Source organism: Pseudomonas sp. NPDC089428 (assembly GCF_044749325.1).
Lineage (GTDB): Bacteria > Pseudomonadota > Gammaproteobacteria > Pseudomonadales > Pseudomonadaceae > Aquipseudomonas.
In genome coordinates this window covers 524,340-543,563 of record NZ_JBIVHT010000001.1, presented here as the reverse complement: position 1 = coordinate 543,563, position 19,224 = coordinate 524,340, and the positions used below count along the sequence as shown (strand labels likewise).

General features: G+C 63.7%; 18 protein-coding genes. 14 read left to right on the top strand and 4 right to left on the bottom strand.

The annotated features are described in order from the left end of the window. Window positions 1-7 precede the first annotated feature (7 nt). A complete protein-coding gene (locus tag ACIPZ5_RS02795) occupies window positions 8-730 on the top strand; it encodes a pirin family protein (protein WP_313713471.1) in 723 nt (240 codons plus the stop codon). Window positions 731-844: 114 nt separating this feature from the next. Here the strand turns inward: ACIPZ5_RS02795 and ACIPZ5_RS02790 are convergent, their stop codons facing one another. Next, window positions 845-1,138, bottom strand: a complete 294-nt coding sequence (locus ACIPZ5_RS02790) for a DUF1330 domain-containing protein (protein WP_261940527.1) — start codon at window positions 1,136-1,138, stop codon at window positions 845-847. A 78-nt stretch (window positions 1,139-1,216) separates the two neighbouring features. Between ACIPZ5_RS02790 and ribBA the strand changes: the two genes are divergently transcribed. From ribBA to ACIPZ5_RS02750, 8 genes are all read left to right on the top strand, one after another. Continuing rightward, window positions 1,217-2,338: a bifunctional 3,4-dihydroxy-2-butanone-4-phosphate synthase/GTP cyclohydrolase II gene (gene ribBA / locus ACIPZ5_RS02785; protein WP_400806518.1), complete on the top strand. Its 1,122-nt coding sequence runs from the start codon at window positions 1,217-1,219 to the stop codon at window positions 2,336-2,338. Window positions 2,339-2,690: 352 nt separating this feature from the next. Next, entirely contained in the window at window positions 2,691-3,716 is a 1,026-nt protein-coding gene (locus tag ACIPZ5_RS02780; RefSeq protein ID WP_261940528.1) for an ABC transporter substrate-binding protein, read from the top strand. Further along, the gene (locus ACIPZ5_RS02775) at window positions 3,713-4,630 is read left to right on the top strand and encodes an ABC transporter permease (RefSeq protein WP_261940529.1); all 918 of its coding nucleotides are present in this window, start codon (window positions 3,713-3,715) and stop codon (window positions 4,628-4,630) included. Before ACIPZ5_RS02780 ends, ACIPZ5_RS02775 begins: the two co-directional genes overlap by 4 nt. A 6-nt stretch (window positions 4,631-4,636) precedes the next feature. Then, window positions 4,637-5,446: an ABC transporter permease gene (locus ACIPZ5_RS02770; RefSeq protein WP_027919924.1), complete on the top strand. Its 810-nt coding sequence runs from the start codon at window positions 4,637-4,639 to the stop codon at window positions 5,444-5,446. 19 nt (window positions 5,447-5,465) lie between these two features. Continuing rightward, window positions 5,466-6,614 carry an ABC transporter ATP-binding protein gene (locus ACIPZ5_RS02765; protein ID WP_343595120.1) on the top strand — a complete coding sequence of 383 codons (1,149 nt, stop codon included), beginning with the start codon at window positions 5,466-5,468 and terminating at the stop codon, window positions 6,612-6,614. An 89-nt stretch (window positions 6,615-6,703) separates the two neighbouring features. Further along, complete coding sequence (locus tag ACIPZ5_RS02760; RefSeq protein ID WP_400806515.1) at window positions 6,704-8,011, top strand: substrate-binding domain-containing protein; 1,308 nt, start codon at window positions 6,704-6,706, stop codon at window positions 8,009-8,011. A gap of 159 nt (window positions 8,012-8,170) precedes the next feature. Next, the gene (locus tag ACIPZ5_RS02755; protein WP_343595116.1) at window positions 8,171-9,235 is read left to right on the top strand and encodes a TerC family protein; all 1,065 of its coding nucleotides are present in this window, start codon (window positions 8,171-8,173) and stop codon (window positions 9,233-9,235) included. Window positions 9,236-9,470: 235 nt separating this feature from the next. Then, window positions 9,471-10,823, top strand: a complete 1,353-nt coding sequence (locus ACIPZ5_RS02750) for an SPFH domain-containing protein (protein WP_400806512.1) — start codon at window positions 9,471-9,473, stop codon at window positions 10,821-10,823. 70 nt (window positions 10,824-10,893) lie between these two features. Here ACIPZ5_RS02750 and ACIPZ5_RS02745 read toward each other — a convergent pair whose 3' ends face one another. After that, the gene (locus ACIPZ5_RS02745) at window positions 10,894-12,123 is read right to left on the bottom strand and encodes an acyl-CoA dehydrogenase (RefSeq protein WP_400806510.1); all 1,230 of its coding nucleotides are present in this window, start codon (window positions 12,121-12,123) and stop codon (window positions 10,894-10,896) included. A gap of 138 nt (window positions 12,124-12,261) precedes the next feature. On the opposite strand from ACIPZ5_RS02745, the gene ACIPZ5_RS02740 reads away from it, so the two are divergent. Beyond that, on the top strand, window positions 12,262-13,188 hold the full coding sequence (locus ACIPZ5_RS02740; RefSeq protein ID WP_343595110.1) for a LysR family transcriptional regulator: 927 nt from the start codon (window positions 12,262-12,264) through the stop codon (window positions 13,186-13,188). 194 nt (window positions 13,189-13,382) lie between these two features. Then, a complete protein-coding gene (locus ACIPZ5_RS02735) occupies window positions 13,383-14,537 on the top strand; it encodes an aminotransferase class V-fold PLP-dependent enzyme (RefSeq protein WP_343595108.1) in 1,155 nt (384 codons plus the stop codon). A 117-nt stretch (window positions 14,538-14,654) separates the two neighbouring features. Here ACIPZ5_RS02735 and nfsB read toward each other — a convergent pair whose 3' ends face one another. Continuing rightward, a complete protein-coding gene (gene nfsB / locus ACIPZ5_RS02730) occupies window positions 14,655-15,308 on the bottom strand; it encodes an oxygen-insensitive NAD(P)H nitroreductase (protein WP_261940537.1) in 654 nt (217 codons plus the stop codon). 94 nt (window positions 15,309-15,402) lie between these two features. Between nfsB and ACIPZ5_RS02725 the strand changes: the two genes are divergently transcribed. From ACIPZ5_RS02725 to ACIPZ5_RS02715, 3 genes are read left to right on the top strand one after another with little or no spacing between them, the layout of a single operon-like run. Continuing rightward, a complete protein-coding gene (locus tag ACIPZ5_RS02725; protein ID WP_343595105.1) occupies window positions 15,403-16,302 on the top strand; it encodes a LysR family transcriptional regulator in 900 nt (299 codons plus the stop codon). A 58-nt stretch (window positions 16,303-16,360) separates the two neighbouring features. Next, on the top strand, window positions 16,361-17,191 hold the full coding sequence (locus ACIPZ5_RS02720; RefSeq protein WP_343595103.1) for an AraC family transcriptional regulator: 831 nt from the start codon (window positions 16,361-16,363) through the stop codon (window positions 17,189-17,191). 50 nt (window positions 17,192-17,241) lie between these two features. Beyond that, window positions 17,242-17,826, top strand: coding sequence for a LysE family translocator (locus ACIPZ5_RS02715; protein ID WP_343595101.1), 585 nt, complete (start codon window positions 17,242-17,244; stop codon window positions 17,824-17,826). Between the two features lie 63 nt (window positions 17,827-17,889). Here ACIPZ5_RS02715 and ACIPZ5_RS02710 read toward each other — a convergent pair whose 3' ends face one another. Next, the gene (locus tag ACIPZ5_RS02710; protein WP_343595099.1) at window positions 17,890-19,089 is read right to left on the bottom strand and encodes a sugar transporter; all 1,200 of its coding nucleotides are present in this window, start codon (window positions 19,087-19,089) and stop codon (window positions 17,890-17,892) included. Window positions 19,090-19,224 lie beyond the last annotated feature (135 nt).

Here is a 19,224-nt window from a genome sequence, read left to right as displayed (position 1 = left end):
ATCCGTCATGCTCAGCGTCCGTAACGCCCAAGACCGTGGCCTGGCCTACCATGGCTGGCTGAAATCCTTCCACACCTTCTCGTTCGGCCATTACCGCAACCCCGACGAGCAGGGCTTCTCCGACCTGCTGGTGATCAACGATGACCGTGTCATCCCTGGCAAAGGCTTTGGCGAGCACCCGCACCGCGACATGGAAATCTTCTCCTACGTGCTCGAAGGTGCGCTGGAGCACAAGGACACCCTGGGCACCGGCTCGGTGATCCGTCCGGGTGATGTGCAGCTGATGAGCGCCGGCCACGGCGTGGCCCACAGCGAGTTCAACCACAGCCAGGCGCAGCCGGTGCACTTCCTGCAGATCTGGATCGTGCCCAATGTGAAAGGAGCGACGCCACGTTATCAGCAGCAGCACTTCAGTGCCGAGGACAAGCGCGGCAAATTGCGCCTGATCATCTCGCCGGATGGCGCCGAGGGGTCATTGCAGGTACGCCAGAACACAAGGGTGTATGCAGGCCTGTTCGATGGGGCGGAACGCGCGACGCTGGCCTTGCCGGAGAACCGCCATGCCTATGTGCATGTGGCGCGCGGCAGCATCGAGCTCAATGGCCAGGTGCTGCATGAAGGGGACGGCGTGCGGGTACGCCAGGAACAGCTGCTGGAGCTGGGTAATGGCGTGGATGCCGAGGTGCTGGTGTTCGACCTGCGGCCCCATGAGTTGCCTGGCATGCCGTAAGCAGGATCGGCCTCTTCGCGGGCAGGCCCGCTCCCACAGGTACCGCACAGGTTCTCAAGACTGTGCAGTACCTGTGGGAGCGGGCTTGCCCGCGAAGAGGCCATCAGCAAAGACTCAGGGCTCGAAGCCTTCCACGATGATCACTTCTGCCTTTGCCGCCCCTTGGCGATGGCTGCACGCCTCCTGATACAGCGCCGACCGGTAGCACGCCACCGCCTGCTCATACGAATCGAACTCGATCACCACGCTACGCTGTGGAGTGGGCCGCCCCTCCATCGCCTCGCTGCGCCCGCCGCGGGCCAGGAAGCGGCCGCCGAATGCCTTGAAGGCAGCGGGAGCACGCTGGGTGTACTGCTGATATTGCTCGGGGTCGGTCACGTCGACGTGGGCGATCCAATAGGCCTTCATCCGCTGCTCTCCTGTTTTAGCAGTATTTGTGTATGATGGTATACCATAAAAATCACCCCACCACAGTGAGCGTGCAACATGGCTTTCAACACCATCGAGGAACTCCTCGAGGACTACCGGCAAGGCAAGATGGTCCTGCTGGTGGACGACGAGGACCGGGAAAACGAAGGCGACCTGCTGATCGCCGCCGAGCGCTGTGACGCCCAGGCCATCAACTTCATGGCCCGCGAAGCGCGCGGCCTGATCTGCCTGACCCTGACCGACGAACACTGCCAGCGCCTGGGCCTGGAGCAGATGGTACCGGCCAACGGCAGCGTGTTCAGCACGGCCTTCACCGTGTCGATCGAAGCCGCCAGCGGCGTTACCACCGGCATCTCCGCCGCCGACCGGGCACGCACCGTAGCCGCCGCCATGGCCCCCAATGCTCGCCCAGAAGACCTGGTGCAGCCGGGCCACATCTTCCCCCTGCGCGCCCGCGAAGGCGGCGTGCTGACCCGCGCCGGGCACACCGAAGCCGGTTGCGACCTGGCCCGCCTGGCCGGTTTTACCCCGGCCTCGGTGATCGTCGAAGTGCTCAACGATGACGGCACCATGGCCCGGCGCCCCGACCTGGAAGTGTTCGCCGCGCAGCATGGCATCAAGATCGGCACCATCGCCGACCTGATCCACTACCGCCTGAGCACCGAGCAGACCATCAAACGCATCGGCGAGCGCGAACTGCCGACCGTGCACGGCACGTTCCGCCTGGTGACCTACGAGGACCGCATCGAAGGCGGCGTGCACATGGCCATGGTCATGGGCGACATCCGCCGGGAGCAACCGACTTTGGTGCGGGTGCACGTGATCGACCCGCTGCGTGACCTGGTCGGCGCCGAATACGCCGGCCCCGCCAACTGGACGTTGTGGGCGGCGCTGCAGAAAGTGGCAGAGGAAGGTTGCGGGGTGGTGGTAATCCTGGCCAACCACGAATCTTCCCAGGCGTTGCTCGAGCGCGTACCGCAACTGACCCAGCCAGTGCGGCCGTACCAGCGTGGGCAGTCGAAAGTGTATTCGGAGGTGGGTACTGGGGCGCAGATTCTGCAAGACCTCGGCGTCGGCAAGCTACGTCACCTGGGCCCACCGCTGAAGTATGCAGGCCTGGCGGGTTATGAGCTGGAAGTGGTTCAAAGCATTCCGTTCGAGCCTGGCCTGCTGGGTTGAAACACGGCCCCTTGTGGGAGCGGGCTTGCCCGCGAAGCAGCCACTGCGGGGCATGGCACGGGCTTCGCCCGCGTTCGCGGGCAAGCCTGCTCCCAAAGGGAGCGCGCAAGCTTTCTGATCCTGGACAAAGCAATCTGACCAAACCTGACGCGGAGTGATGGCCGGTCGCCTCATACCTCTTGCCAAAAGTTTGGAATACCATAATATGATATCCCGTAGACCTTAAATCTGCAGGCCGGCACCTACAATTACAAACGGCCACAAGACACTTTGTTTTAGCTGCTCCCCGAACACTGTTGGCGGGCGCACCAGAAGCCCCGCCTCGAATAACAAAAGCAACGAGGGCGTAACCATGCTGTTGAGCAAACGTGTAACCGCAGTGCTGTCCGCCAGCCTGCTGACCCTGGCATGTCAGGCCGCCCAGGCTGCTGACAGCCTGAATTTCGTCAGCTGGGGCGGTACCACCCAGGACGCCCAGAAAGAAGCGTGGGCAGTACCCTTCACCAAATCCACCGACATCAAGGTCGTCCAGGACGGCCCCACCGACTACGGTAAGCTCAAGGCCATGGTCGAGAGCGGCAACGTGCAGTGGGACGTGGTCGACGTCGAAGCCGACTTTGCCCTGCGTGCCGCCAGCGAAGGCCTGCTCGAACCCCTCGATTTCACCCAGATCAAGCGCGACAAGATCGACCCACGCTTCGTTTCCGACCACGGCGTCGGCTCGTTCTTCTTCTCCTTCGTACTCGGCTACAACGAAGGCAAGCTCGGTGCCAACAAGCCCGCCGACTGGACCGCGCTGTTCGACACCAAGACCTACCCTGGCAAACGCGCCCTGTACAAATGGCCCAGCCCCGGCGTGCTGGAACTGGCTCTGCTGGCCGACGGCGTAGCACCCAAGGACCTCTACCCGCTGGACCTTGACCGCGCCTTCAAGAAACTCGACACCATCAAGAAGGACATCGTCTGGTGGGGCGGTGGCGCCCAGTCGCAGCAGCTGCTGGCCTCCGGTGAAGCCTCCCTCGGCCAGTTCTGGAACGGCCGCGTCTATGCCCTGCAGCAAGACGGTGCGCCGGTGGGCGTGAGCTGGAAGCAGAACCTGGTCATGGCCGACTTCCTGGTCATCCCGAAAGGCTCGAAGAACAAGGACGCGGCCATGAAGTTCCTGGCCAATGCCAGCAGCGCCGAAGGCCAGGCCGCGTTCGCCAACAAGACCGCCTACGCCCCGGTGAACCTCGACAGCGTCGCCAAGCTCGACAAAGACCTCGCCCCGAACCTGCCGACCGCCTATGCCCAGGACCAGGTCACCCTGGACTTCGCCTACTGGGCGAAGAACGGCCAGGCCATCGCAGCCCGCTGGAATGAGTGGTTGGTCAAATGAAAGTCGCCATCAACGCCCTGCATAACGCGCAAGGTGCCCCCACGGGCGCCGGCGCCCCGGGAACGGCCCCGCGCCGCATCAGCCTGAGCCAGCGCTGGAAAGGCAGCCGCAACCTGCTGCCGGCCCTGCTGTTTCTCGGTCTGTTCTTCTTCGCCCCCCTGGTCGGCCTGTTGCTGCGCGGGGTGCTGGAACCAACGCCAGGGCTGGGCAACTACGAGCAGCTGTTCGCCAACTCGGCCTATGCACGGGTGCTGTTCAATACCTTCTCGGTAGCCGGCGTGGTCACCCTGATCAGCGTGTTGCTGGGCTTCCCGCTGGCCTGGGCAATCACCCTGGTGCCCAAGGGCTGGGGCCGCTGGCTGCTGAACATCGTGCTGCTGTCGATGTGGACCAGCCTGCTGGCGCGCACCTACTCGTGGCTGGTGTTGCTGCAGAGCTCGGGGGTGATCAACAAGGCGTTGATGGCCATGGGTATCATCGATACCCCGCTGGAAATGGTGCACAACCTCACCGGCGTGGTGATCGGCATGAGCTACATCATGATCCCGTTCATCGTGCTGCCGCTGCAGGCGACCATGCACGCCATCGACCCGATGGTGCTGCAAGCCGGCTCGATCTGCGGCGCCAGCCCGTGGACCAACTTCTGGAAGGTGTTCCTGCCGCTGTGCCGCTCGGGGTTGTTCTCCGGGGCGCTGATGGTGTTCGTGATGTCGCTCGGTTACTACGTCACCCCAGCCCTGCTCGGCGGTGCGCAGAACATGATGCTGCCTGAGTTCATCATCCAGCAGGTGCAGTCGTTCCTCAACTGGGGCCTGGCCAGCGCCGCCGCCGCACTGCTGGTGGTGATCACCCTGGTGCTCTTCTACCTGTACCTGAAGCTGCAGCCGGAATCCCCGGTTGGCAACGCGAGGTAAACCGCCATGCTCCTGTCTCCCAATGCCATGGGCCGCCCGCTGCGTACGGGCCTGTACCTGACCACCGGGGTCATCGCGGCCTTCCTGCTGCTGCCGGTGGTGTTCATCGTGTTGCTGTCGTTCGGTTCATCCCAATGGCTGGTGTTCCCGCCGCCGGGCTGGACCTTCAAGTGGTATGGCCAGTTCTTCTCCAACCCGGAGTGGATGGACGCCGCCCTGGCCAGCCTCAAGGTCGCCGTGCTGACCACTATCGCTGCCGTGCTGCTCGGCCTGCCCACCGCCTTCGCCCTGGTGCGTGGCCGCTTCCCTGGCCGGGAAATGCTCTACGGGCTGTTCACCATGCCGATGATCGTGCCACTGGTGATCATCGCCGTTGCGGTGTACGCGCTGTTCCTCAAGCTGGGCTACACCGGCACGCTGTTCGCCTTCGTGGTCAGCCATGTGATCGTCGCCCTGCCCTTCACCATCATCTCGATCATCAACTCGCTGAAGCTGTTCGACCAGTCGATCGAGGATGCCGCGGTGATCTGCGGCGCCTCGCGACTGCAGGCGATCTTCAAGGTGACCTTCCCGGCCATTCGCCCGGGCATGATCGCCGGCGGTCTGTTCGCCTTCCTGGTGTCGTGGGATGAAGTGGTGCTGAGCGTGATGATGGCCAGCCCCGACCTGCAGACCCTGCCGGTGAAGATGTGGACCACCCTGCGCCAGGACCTGAGCCCGGTGATCGCCGTGGCCTCGACCCTGCTGATCGGCCTGTCGCTGCTTGTCATGTTCATTGCCGCCGCCTTGCGCCGGCGCACCGAAGTCAACGCCTGAGCGTGCGGAGAAAACAACAATGAGTGCAGTCATCAAAGACAACGCGCACGGCAAGACCCTGGTCAGCCTGCGTGGCCTGAACAAGCACTACGGCGACTTCACCGCCGTGGACAACCTCGACCTGGAGATCCAGGACGGCGAGTTCCTGACCTTCCTCGGTTCCAGCGGCTCGGGCAAGTCCACCACGCTGTCGATGCTGGCCGGCTTCGAAACGCCGAGCAGCGGCGAGATCCTGGTCGACGGCCAGTCGCTGGTGAACGTGCCGCCGCACAAGCGCGACATCGGCATGGTGTTCCAGCGTTACTCGCTGTTCCCGCACCTGAACGTGCGTGACAACATCGGCTTCCCGCTGGCCATCCGCAAGCTCAGCGCGACCGAGACCACCAAACGCGTCGACGCCATGCTCAAGCTGGTGCAGCTGGAGAAGTTCGCCCACCGCAAGCCGTCGCAGATGTCTGGTGGCCAGCAGCAGCGCGTGGCGATCGCCCGAGCGCTGGTGTACGAACCACGCATCCTGCTGATGGATGAACCGCTCGGTGCGCTGGACAAGAAGCTGCGTGAAGACCTGCAGGACGAGTTGCGCCAGCTGCACCGCCGGCTGGGCATCACCATCGTCTACGTGACCCATGACCAGGAAGAAGCCATGCGCCTGTCCCAGCGCATCGCCATCTTCAGCCATGGCAAGATCGTTGGCCTGGGTACCGGTTACGACCTTTACCAGAACCCGCCGAATGCGTTTGTCGCGTCGTTCCTGGGCAACTCGAACTTCCTGCGGATCAAGGCAAGCAGCAATGGCGCGGGCAGTTTCGAAGGCCAGCCGGTGGCAATCCGCCTGACCCCAGGCCTCACTGCACAGCAGGATGCACTGATCATGGTGCGGCCGGAAAAGGCACTGGCCCTGACGGCCGAACAGGCCGCGCGCGAGCCGTTGCCGGCGGGCTGGAACGAGGTCAGTGCGAAGGTCGGTGAGGTGCTGTTCCTGGGCGAGAGCCAGACTTGCCATGTGGTGACCGCCGGCGGTACCGAGTTGACGGTAAAGGCACTGTCGGCCGCCGGCATGCCGATGCAGCCGGGGGATTCAGTGAAAGTGCGCTGGGCGGTCGCGGATGCCTGCATCTATACCGAGTGGGCGGAGAGTGACCTGAGCAAGTCGGCTGGGGCGCATTGAGGCCGGTGCGTGGGTGGCTTGGCTGTAACATTTCGGTCACCCCCGCGTCGTAATCTGCCGGGCAACGCTATGCCACAAGGTCGCCCGGCATGTTCCGCCTGCTGCTCCTGCTGCTTCCCCTGCTCCCGCTGACAGCCCTGGCCGAGGCGGGCCACCTGCGTGTGCAAGGGTCCAACACCATTGGCGCGGCTCTGTTGCCGGCGCTGGTGCAGGGGCAACTATGGGCGCTAAAGGCGACTGATGTACGACAGTCACCTGGCGCAGTTGCGAACGAGACCGTAATCACCGCCCGCGATGCCCAGGGCCAAGCGCTGCGCATCGACATCGCCGCGCATGGCTCCAGCACCGGTTTCGCCGCACTGGGCCATGGCAATGCCGACCTGGCTGCGGCCTCACGCCCCATCAGCGACGCCGAGGTGCGCCAGCTCGAGGCGCTGGGTGACCTGCGCTCGGCCAGCGCCGAGCAGGTCATCGGCCTGGATGGCGTGGCAGTCATCGTCCACCCCGACAACCCGTTGCCACAGCTGACCACTCAGCAGCTGGCGCAGATCTTCTCCGGGCAGATCCAGCGCTGGGAGCAACTTGGCGTGGCGGGCGGCGCCATCCACCTGTATGCGCGGGATGACCGCTCCGGGACCTATGAGACCTTCAAGGCGCTGGTGCTGGAACCACAGCATGGCGAGCTGGCGAGCCAGACGCAGCGCTTCGAGTCCAGCGAAGCACTGGCCGAACGGGTCGGTAGCGATCGCCAGGCCATCGGTTTCAGCAGCCTGGCGGCCGTGCACAGGGCCAAGGTACTGGCGGTGGCCGAAGGCGATGCGCCAGCCCTGTTGCCGGACCGCCAGCTTGTGGCCAGTGAAGACTACCCGCTGTCACGGCGGTTGTACTTCTATCTGCCCGCCAATGCCAAGCCCCAGGCCCGAGCGCTGGCGGACTTCGCCCAGAGCCCGGCCGGCCAGGCCATCGTCGCCGCGCAGGGCTTCGTCTCACAGCAGGTCAGCGCACAACCGGTACCGACGCAGGCCGACATGCCACCGCGCTACCGCAGCCTGGCCCAGCAGGCGCAGCGCTTGAGCGTCAACTTCCGTTTTCAGGAAGGCAGTGCCAGCCTCGACAACAAGGCCCTGCGCGATGTGCAGCGGGTCACCGAATACCTGCGCCAGGCCGGCAAGCTGCAAAGCAAGGCGGTGCTGGTGGGTTTTGGCGACCCCAAGGAAACGCCTGGCCGTGCAGCCCTGCTGTCGCGCCTGCGCGCCCAGGCCGTACGCCGCGAACTGGCACGCGGTGGCGTCGAGGTGCTGGAGGTGACCGGCATGGGCGATGAGTTGCCCATCGCCGGCAATGACAGCGAACAAGGCCGCTTGCGTAACCGACGGGTGGAAGTCTGGGTCTACTGAAAGGCAAAGAAATGTAACAGCTCAAAACTCGGCATCACCGGCAAACGGGTCTAGGCTCAAGCTCACGTGATACCGGGCCCCTCTGACGGCTGCCAAGCCGTGATGTCGGATCACTGTTGCGATCTTCACATGGCAACGTCGACTATCAAGGAGGGGCTCATGGCAGCTCTACAGACATTCCTCACCACCCCATTTCTTGGCACCAGCACCTGGTTGTGGCTGGTATTCATGGCCATCGTCATCGGTTTGCTGGTGCTGGACCTGGGCGTGCTGCACCGCCAGGACCGCGAGATCGAAATGCGCGAGAGCCTGCTGCTGTACTCGGGCTATTTCAGCGTCGGCGTGCTGTTCGGCCTGTGGGTCTGGCATGAACTGGGCGCGCAGTCGGCACTGGAGTTCTACACAGGTTTCCTGGTGGAGCAGTCGCTGTCGATGGACAACGTGTTCGTCATGGCGATGATCTTCGGCTTTTTCGCCATCCCCCGCCGCTATCAGCACCGGGTACTGTTCTGGGGCATTCTCGGGGTGGTGTTCCTGCGTGCGATCATGATTGGCGTGGGTGCGGCACTGGTGCAGAACTTTGCCTGGGTGCTCTATGTATTCGGCGCCTTCCTGCTGTTCACCGGGGTGAAGATGGCCCTGTCGAAGGAAGACAGCCACCCCGACCTGGCCAACAACCCGATCTTGAAATTCGTCCGCAGGCACATGCGTGTAACCGATCAGATCCACGGCTCGCACTTCTTCGTACGCCTGACGCCACCTGGTGCCAGCAAGGCCTTGCGTTACGCCACACCGCTGTTCCTGGCACTGGTGCTGATCGAGCTGGCCGACCTGGTGTTCGCCGTCGACAGCGTGCCGGCCATCTTCGCCATCACCCAGGACCCGTTCATCGTCTACACCTCGAACATCTTCGCCATCCTCGGCCTGCGCTCGCTGTACTTTGCCCTGTCGGCACTGATGCACCGGTTCGTCTACCTCAAGTACGCGCTGGCGCTGGTGCTGATCTTCATCGGCTGCAAGATCTTCTACCACGGCATGGTGGGCAAGGTGCCGGCATTGCTGTCGTTGGGGGTGACGTTCGGGTTGTTGCTGGGTGGGGTGGTGGTTTCGTTGATCAAGACGCGGGGGGAGCAGACCACGCTGGCCAGCACCGAGCTGGAGCAGGCAGCGCCCGGGAATGACAAGGCGGTGAAGAAAGAGGAAGACCCGCAGATGCGGGTCTGAGTTGCAATCATTTCTTACTCACAGAGTCTCCCGCTGCCCCGGACTCATCTGTTCCAGACAGGGATTACTTGTGATGGCTGACATCGCGATGTGAGAGTGAATGTTCTTTCAACCAGCCCTGAAGAATTTTCCGCATCAGGCTGATGGAAAGTTCCTACAGCATCAGTTGGCTTCCCTGACTGTCCATCGATTCCAGACTTAGCCAGCATGCACACTCCCCCTGAAGGAGTGCCCCATGCAAAAACTTCCGATACCTGACCTCACCCAATTACGCGTAAGTCGCAAACTCATTGCCACAGTTGCCATACTGGTGATTACCGGAGGCGTCCTGGCCGTCCTGTTCAATGCGGTGATGTTCTACAACGAAGCAGGCCAGATGACCCACGTGCGCACGATATTCGGCGAGGAAAAGGTGGTCGAGGAAGTGGGCTACGCCACCAAGTGGTTCGGCCGCAGTACCGCCTGGCGGCGCACCATCGGGGTACAGTCGGCGTTGCAGGTGGACAGCCAGGACGACAACCGCAGCGGGCACCCCGCGGTAGCCATCGAGAACCTGCCCATCGTGTTCCTCGGCAACGTCGACGCCAAGGCCGAGTTCAGTACCCAATTCCGCCTGCCCTCGGGCGAGGCCTTCCTGAAAATCGCCCAGGAGTACCGCACGCCGGACAACTTCCTGCAGCGCGCCTTGCTGCCAGCCGTCAAGGAAACCTTGCAGGCCACGGCCTCGTTGATGAGCGCAGACGACTACTACGCCGGTAATCGCAGCCACTTTGGTGCTGAGTTCGAAAATCAATTGCGCAACGGCCTGTACCTGACCAGCCGCAAGGAAATCCGCGTGCAGCGCGACAACTATCCCGCGCAGACAGCGATCCTGCAGTCCGGCACCGAGCAAGGCAGTTTCGGCGACAACAGCGCGACCCGTTTCGTCATCGAGAAAAAGCTCGACAAGGACGGCCAGGAGTTACGCAAACAGCAGCAATTCCGCCTATTCGGTGTCGAGGTAGCCGATGCCCGGGTAACCCATATCGACCCGAACCCCCAATACCAGCAGCGCATGGTGCGGGTGCAACAGGCACTGGCGGAACTGGCGGTGGCGCGGCAGAACCGGCTCAAGGAAGAAGAAGAGAAGCAGTTGGTGTCCGCCCGTGGTGCCAAGGATGTCGAAGCCAAGCGCCAGGAAAGCCTGCGCCAGCAGATCGAGCGCACCACCGCAGCCGAGACCGAAAAGCAGCTCACCCTGATCAACGCCGAGCGGGAAAAACGCCGCGCCGAAATCGACAAGCAGACCGCCGAGCTGCTGCGCGACAAGGCCCGGGTCACCGCCGAAGCCACCCGGATCACCGCCGACGCCGAGGCGCATGCCCGCGAGGCCTCGCTCAAGGCGGACGGGGCCTTGCAGACCAAGCTGGACGCGCTGGTACAGATCAACCGCGTCTGGGCCGAAGCAGCAGCACGGGCGCCCGTGCCAAGCGTGATGATGGGTGGTTCAGACACTGGCGTGGGGCGTCAGGATGAAATGAGCAAGTTGATGACGGTACTGGCCACCAAGGCGGCCAAGGATCTGGTGGTTGACCTCAAAACCCAATGAGTCCGTACCGGCCTTTTCGCGGCGGTTCGACGCCCCGTTTAACCCGCGAAGAGGCCCGAGCAGGCTTGCATCACCTTCCGCCGCGCAGCATCTCCACCGGCACATACTTGCCGATCTCGTACTTGCCGATCGCCGCCCGATGCACCTCATCCGGCCCATCAGCCAGCCGCAGTGTACGTTGCATGGCATACATGTAGGCCAGCGGGAAATCACCACTCACCCCGGCCCCGCCGTGCATCTGGATCGCCCGGTCGATCACCTTCAACGCCACGTTCGGCGCCACGACCTTGATCTGCGCGATCTCGCTGCGCGCGACCTTGTTGCCGACGGTGTCCATCATGTAGGCCGCCTTGAGCGTCAACAGGCGCGCCATGTCGATCTCCATGCGCGAGTCGGCGATCTTGTCGACATTGCCGCCCAGGCGCGCCAACGGCCGGCCAAAGGCCGTGCGCTCGACCGAGCGCTTGCACATCAGCTCCAATGCCCGCTCGGCCATGCCGACCGAACGCATGCAATGGTGAATGCGGCCCGGGCCCAGGCGGCCCTGGGCGATCTCGAAACCACGCCCCTCCCCGAGGATCACGTTCTCATACGGCACCCGCACATTCTCGAACAGCACTTCGGCATGACCATGGGGCGCATCGTCGTAACCGAACACCGGCAATGGCCGAACGATCTTCACCCCCGGTGCATCGGTCGGTACCAGCACCATCGAGTGCTGCTGATGGCGTGGACCATCGGGATTCGACAGGCCCATGAAGATCATCACCTTGCAGCGTGGGTCGCAGGCGCCAGAAGTCCACCATTTGCGGCCGTTGATCACCCACTCGTCACCGTCACGCACGGCAGTGGCAGCCATGTTGGTGGCGTCCGAAGACGCCACGTCTGGTTCGGTCATGGCAAATGCCGAACGGATCTCGCCGCGCAGCAGCGGCTCCAGCCACTGGCGCTTCTGTGCTTCGCTGCCGTAGCGCACCAGCACTTCCATGTTGCCGGTGTCCGGCGCCGAGCAGTTGAACGGCTCCGGGCCCAACAACGAACGGCCCATGATCTCGGCCAGTGGCGCGTATTCCAGGTTGCTCAGGCCGGCGCCGTATTCCGACTCCGGCAGGAACAGGTTCCACAAACCCTCGGCCCGGGCCTTGGCCTTGAGCTCTTCCATGATCGCGGTGGGTTGCCAGCGGTCGCCCTCGGCGACCTGGCGCTCGAACACCGCCTCAGCGGGATAGACATAAGCATCCATGAAGGCACTGACGCGTTCACGCAGTGCCTGGACCTTGGGCGAATAGGCGAAATCCATCGGGGCTACCTTCACGGTTCGAAGTACATGGGCAGAGCCTAGAGCAGCCGGCCTCGATCTACCTAGTCTATTTTCCGCGTGTATAAACATTCATAACCGATATATGATCGGCCAATAATTCCAACAAAGAGCGGCGCCATGAACCTCAGCAAGGTCGACCTCAACCTGTTCATCGTCTTCGACGCGATCTACACCGAAGCCAACCTGACCCGCGCCGGGCAGATCGTCGGCATCACCCAGCCGGCGGTGTCCAATGCCCTGTCGCGGCTGCGCGAAACCTTCAACGACCCGCTGTTCGTACGTACCGCCCAGGGCATGGTGCCCACACCCATGGCCCAGAACATCATCGGCCCGGTGCGCAATGCCCTGGCACTGCTGCGCACCTCGGTGCAGGAAAGCCGCATCTTCAACCCGCAGCAGGCCAACAAGACCTTCCGCATCAGCATGACCGACCTCACCGAGGCGGTGATCCTGCCGCCGCTGTTCCAGCGCCTGCGGCGCCTGGCCCCGGCGGTGCTGATCGAAAGCTTCCTGTGCAAGCGCCGCGAAACCACCAAGGAACTGGCCGCCGGGCGCCTGGACTTCGCCGTCGACGCGCCGCTGAACACCGACCCGCAAGTGCGCCATGTCAAACTGATGCAGGACCGCTACGTCTGCGCCCTGCGCCAGGGCCACCCGCTGGCGGATGCCAAGCTGACCCTCGACAACTACCTGGGCATGACTCACATCCATATCTCCAGCCGCCGCAACGGCCTGGGTTATGTCGACCTGGCACTGGGCAAGATGGGCGTGCAACGCAAGGTCGCGCTGCGCTCTCAGCATTACCTGATGGCGTCGCAGGTACTGCAGCAGACCGACATGGCCATGACCGTGCCCGAGCGCTTCGCCCGCCGTCACCAGCTGCGTTTCCAGCCGCTGCCGGTGGAGGTGCCGCCGCTGGAAACACACCTGTACTGGCACGAAAGCACCGACCAGGACCCCGCCAACCGCTGGATGCGCGAACAGATCATCGAATTGTGCGAGCGTGTGGTGGCTGAAGAGGAGCGTGCGTTGGAGACTGCCTGAGCCCACGCGAAGCTGTGTGGGCTCGTTGCGGGCCCACAAGGTGAAAATCTATTCCATCTTGATCTATTAATAGAGAAAAATATTCTCCAGAAACTGCAATCAGGCAGCATAAAGGATAAATTCATTTTCACTCTAGCGCGTACGCTTGCTGCAACGATTGCCGACACCACGGCAACATTGCACGGACCCGCCCCATGCCTAGCGCCCCTCTCTATTTCGACTACGCTGCCACCACTCCGGTCGATGACCGGGTCATCGAAACCATGCTCACTTGTCTAGGTCGCCAAGTGAACTTCGGCAACCCCGCGTCCAGTGGCCATGTCTACGGCCAGGCCGCACGCGAAGTGGTCGAGCAGGCTCGTCGGCAAGTGGCCGAGCGGGTCGGCGCCCGAGCCGACGATATCGTCTGGACATCCGGCGCCACCGAGTCCAACAACCTGGCGCTCAAGGGCATCGCTCAGGGCATGATCCAGCCGGGCCACCTGATCACCAGCCAGCTCGAGCACAAGGCCGTGCTCGACACCGTCAATGAACTGGAGCGCCAGGGCTGGGCCATCACCCGTCTGGCGCCGGACGCCAGCGGCCTGATCCAGCCCTACGCTGTGCAGGCGGCCCTGCGCGCCGATACCCGCCTGGTGTCGCTGATGGCCGTGAACAACGAATTGGGCACCGTTACCGATTTTGCCGCCATCGGCGAACGGGTCCGCGCCCATGGCGCCTTGTTGCATGTGGATGCGGCCCAGGCGGTCGGCAAGCTGGCGATCGACCTGCAGGCGATGGCGGTGGACCTGATGTCGTTCTCGGCGCACAAGGTGTATGGGCCAAAAGGCATCGGCGCGCTGTATGTCGGGCCTCGCGCCCGTGAGCTGATGCGGGCGCAGATCCACGGTGGCGGGCATGAGCAAGGGCTGCGCTCGGGTACCTTGCCGACGCATCAGATCGTTGGCATGGGCAGCGCCTTCGCCTTGGCCGGTGAGCCGGGTGACAGCGAGCACCAGCGTATCGAGCAATTGGCCAAGCGCTTGCGTGAGGGGTTGCTGGCATTGCCTGGCGTCAGCCTCAATGGCTGCGCCATGCAGCGCATTCCTCACACTTTGAACCTGTGCATCGAGGCTAACGGTTTCAACAGCATGGCCTTGGCCAGTGAACTGGCACTATCGACCACCTCGGCATGCAACTCGGCGAGTAACGCGGCTTCGCATGTGCTGTTAGCGCTGGGGCTGGATGAGGTGCGGGCGCGCAAGAGTGTGCGCATGAGTATCGGGCGGTTTACCAGCGAGGCCGAGGTGGACACGGCGATCGCGGTGTTCGGGCGGGCTTTGACTGCGGCTTCGGCGGCACTTTGGTAGGGTCAGGTGCCTGCCGCCACATCTTCTGCGCCTGTGAGATCGAGCGCCGCGCGGGCGGCGCTCGATCTCACAGGCGCTGCAAGACCCGCGGCAACCACCCCAGGCCCCACCGCCCTCTCAGAGGAAGGTAAACACCGTCGAAGCCGGCAGACGCGACTTGTTCAGCCCGGCATTGAAATCCGCCTCGCTGCGATAACCCAGGCTCAATACCACCACGCTGCTGTAGCCCTGCTCACGCAGCCCCAACTCGGCATCCAGAACCTTGCTGTCGAAACCTTCGATCGGCGTGGCATCCAGACCGTGCGCCGCGGCACCCAGCAATGCGGTCCCTAAGGCAAGGTAGGTCTGTTTCTCCATCCAGTGCTGCAGGTCCTTCTGATCGAAACGATGCAGGTCCACATAACCGCGACGGCTCTGGTTCTGCGCTGCACGCGCCTGCTCGTCACGGAAGCGGCCATCGGCCTGTTCCTGGTCGAGTACCGCATTCAGGTGCGCCTCGGTCATCTCGGTGCGCGTGCAGAACACGATCACGTGCGATGCATCGAGAATTTTTGGCGAGTTGTAGGCAAAACGGCCATCGGTGGCTTTGGCCAGGCGAGCCTTGCCTTCGGCGCTGTCGGCGACGATGAAATGCCAGGGCTGCGAGTTGACCGAAGACGGGCTGTGGCGCAACTGCTCAAGCAAGGCATCGACCGTGGCCTGAGGGATCTTGCGGGCGGCATCGTAGGCTTTGGTGGTGTAACGGCGCTTGGCCAGGGAGACGGTATCCATGCTGCAACTCCAGTGATTTTGTCGCGCATCTTATCTTTCCTGCTGATAAGAAAAACCGGCAAAATGGAGCAACACTTTCACCCATGGAGTGAAAATGCTTCGTCTCACCGACCTCGAACTGTTCGTGCGCAGCAGCGCACTGGGCAGCTTCACCGCCGCCGCGCATGAAGCCGACCTGCTGCCCGGGCAAGTGGCCGCCGCGATCAAGCGCCTGGAACGCGACCTCGACGTACGTCTGTTCGCCCGCACCACCCGCAGCCTGCGCCTGACCGCCGAGGGCGAGTTGTACCTGCCCACTGCCCAGCGCGTGCTGGACACCCTGCGCCAGGGCCACGAGCAGCTTCACGGCAGCCACAGCACCCTGCGCGGGGTATTGCAGGTATCGGCGCCTTCCGACATTGGCCGCAACCTGTTGTTGCCTTGGCTCAGCGCGTTTCGCCGCGAGCACCCGGCCCTGAACCTGCGCTACTTCCTCTCCGACCAGATTGCCGATTTCAGCCGCGACCCGGTGGACATCGCCATCCGCTATGGCCTCAACCAGGACGCCAACTACATCGCCCTGCCGCTGGCACCCTGGAACCGCCGCGTGGTGGTGGCATCGCCCGGCTACCTGGCCCGCCACGGCCGCCCCCGCACGCCCGATGAACTGCAACAGCATGACTGCCTGCTGTACCTGCAACACAACCGCGTGTTCGACAAATGGCAGCTTGGCAACCGCACCGTACAGGTACGCGGGCCGCTGGTCAGCGATGACGCCGACGTGGTGCGGCGCTGGGCGCTGGAGGGTGAAGGCATCGTCTACAAGTCGTGGCTGGACGTCAGCGCCAACATCGCCGCCGGCGAGCTGGAAGTCCTGCTGCCGGACCATCAGGGCGAAGTCTCGCCGTTGACACTGGTGTGTCCGCACCGCAAGCAGCTGTCGCCTGCGGTGACACAGTTGCACCTGTGGCTGCGCGAGCGTTTTACCGCGCTGCAGCCTGCACAATTGTTCTAACCCCCCTGGGGCATCTGGGGTAAGGTGAACTGCCCTACCCGTCAGTGGCCACCTCGCCATGAGCAACTGGATCGACCTCAAGCAAGACGCCGTCACCGGCATCGAGTCGGTCCGAGCGCATTTTGTCGGCCATGCCTACGACCCGCACTGGCACGACAGCTTCCTGGTGGGTTTCACCGAGCAGGGCGTGCAGCAATTCGATTGCCGAAAGGTGCGCCACAACAGCACGCCGGGGCACGTGTTCCTGCTCGAGCCTGGCGATATCCACAACGGCCAGGCGCCCACCGCCGAAGGCTTTACCTACTCGACCTTGTACCTGCAGCCCCATTGGCTGGAGGCTGAACTGCGCACGTTGTTCGAACAGGCACCGAGCGACAGCCTGCCCAGCATCGCCGAGCCGTTGTGCCATGATGCGCGCCTGGTCGGCGCCGTCGCCCGGGCATTCCAGGCCGTGCATGGCCCGGAGCTGCGCATCGTGCGGCAAACCGCCACCGATGACCTGCTCAGTTGCCTGACCCGCCACCTGCACTGGCGCAAGCGCCTGAACCCCGACCCGCGCCTGCCGCTGACCGCGCAGCGGGCACGCGACTACCTGCACGCCCACCTTGACCAGGACATCGGCCTGGAGCAGCTGGCACAGGCCTGCGGGGTCGACCGCTTCCGCCTGACCCGGGCCTTCAAGGCCGCCTTCGGCCTGGCGCCCCACGCCTATCTGATCCAGCTGCGCCTGACCCGCGCCCGGCGCCTGCTCGCCCAAGGCCAGACCCCCGCCGAGGTGGCCATGGTCCTGGGCTTTGCCGACCAGAGCCATCTGGGGCGTTGGTTCCGGCGCGCTTATCAACTGACCCCAGCCGACTACCGTCGCCGCTGCTCAAACCTTCCAGACTGACGCGGGACCCGCTGCGAGCATGGGGCTCTAATCAATCGGAGCCGTTAACCATGTCGCAATCGTTGTTGCCCTTCATCCTCTTCGCTCTGGTCGCCAGCATCAGCCCTGGGCCGACCAACTTGCTGATACTCGCCCATGGCGCCCGCGAAGGCATGCGCGCCAGCTTGGCACCGATACTCGCGGCCTGCGGCTCGGCGGCGGCGGTCGTGCTGCTGGTGGGGTTGGGCCTGGGTGAATTGCTGATGCGCCACCCACTGGCCCAGCAAGCCATGAGCTGGGCGGGGGTGATCTGGCTGAGCTGGCTGGCCTTGGGCATGTTGCGCGGTGCGGGTGAACCGCTGGATGCGTCGTCGGGCAACGCGTTCGGGCCTTTGAGCGCGGCGTCGCTGCAGGTGGTGAACCCGAAGGTGTGGATGATGGCGGTGGCGGTGATCGGGGTGTTTGCCGCGCCGTCGTTGCCGGTGTGGCAATTGGCGTTGGTCTTCCTGCTGATTGCGTTGCCGTGCATGGCGGCGTGGGCATTGCTGGGGGCAGGCAGTGCGCGCTGGTTGCAGGCGCCGGGGCGGTTACTGTGGTTCAACCGGGGGTTGGCCGGGTTGCTGCTGGTGTCGGCCTGGGCTGCTGTGTTGAGCTGAAACTGATCCAGCCTGCACCGGCCTCATCGCGGGCAAGCCCGCGAAGTGTCCGATGCAGGTAAATCAGTGGCCAAGCGCTTCGCGAAAGCGCCGGGTACTGGCCACGGCCAGCAGCAGACCGACCACCGCCACGCTGCCTCCAACCCAGCCGATATCCGCCACGCCCATCTGGCTACTGACGATACTGCCCAGCAATGCCCCGCCACCGATGCCGATGTTGTAGATGCCAGAGAACAGCGCCATGGCCACGTCGGTGGCATCGGAGGCCAGCTTGAGGGTCTTGGACTGCAGCGACAGGCTGAAACTGAGGATCGCCACGCCCCAGAACATGCTCAGCGCCGCGAACACATAGAAGTTGCCGGACAACGGCAGCAGCAACAGCAGGCAAGCTGCCAACATACCGATCGCCCCCACCAGGAAACCATGCGGGAAGCGGTCGCTGTAACGGCTGAACAGCACCGAGCCGAATACCCCCGCGCCACCGAACAACAGCAGCAACAGCGTGGTGCGCTCGCCACCGATCTGCGCCACGTGCAGGGCAAAGGGCTCGATGTAGCTGTAGGCAGTGAATTGCGCGGTGATTACCAGGGTTACCAGCAGGTAGGTGATGACCAGTGCCGGCCGCTTGAACAGGATCGGCAGGCTGCGCAGCGAGCCAGAGTTCTGGCTAGGCAGCAACGGCAGCGACTTCATCAGGCACAGCATGGTCACCAGCGCGACACCGGCAATGCTGAGGAAGGTAATGCGCCAGCCCAGCGCTTCGCCCACCACGCGCCCCAGCGGAATGCCCAGCACCATTGCCAGGGTCGTGCCCGTCGCCAGCAACCCCAGTGCCTTGGCCTGCTGGCCCGGCGGCGCCACGCGCACCGCCAGCGACGCGGTGATCGCCCAGAACACGGCATGGGCCAGGGCGATGCCGATGCGGCTGACCAGCAGCATGGCAAAGCTCTGCGACAACCACGACAACAAGTGGCTGAGGATGAACACCAGGAACACGAACAACAGCAGGCGCCGGCGCTCGATGTTGCGCGTAAGCAGCATCATCGGCAGCGAAGCCAGCGCCACCACCCAGGCATAGATGGTCAGCATCAGGCCGACCTGCGCGGTGGTCATGTCGAAGCTGCTGCCGATGTCACTGAGCAGCGCCACCGGGACGAACTCGGTGGTGTTGAATATGAAGGCCGCCAGGGCCAGGGCGATCACGCTCAGCCAGCTGCCGCCCCCCGTGGTCGGGGGCAGGTTGGTAGGAATGGGTCCGTTCATGGGTGGGAAGCTGTTCTCCGCAGGCATGGCGAAAAGACGTGCGTCAGGGGCCAAGTATCGGCCGCGCTGAGGCACGGGTTTGTTATTGGAAGGATTGCCCGCATGGTACGCGTCACGCCAGGGCCTCACAACCAT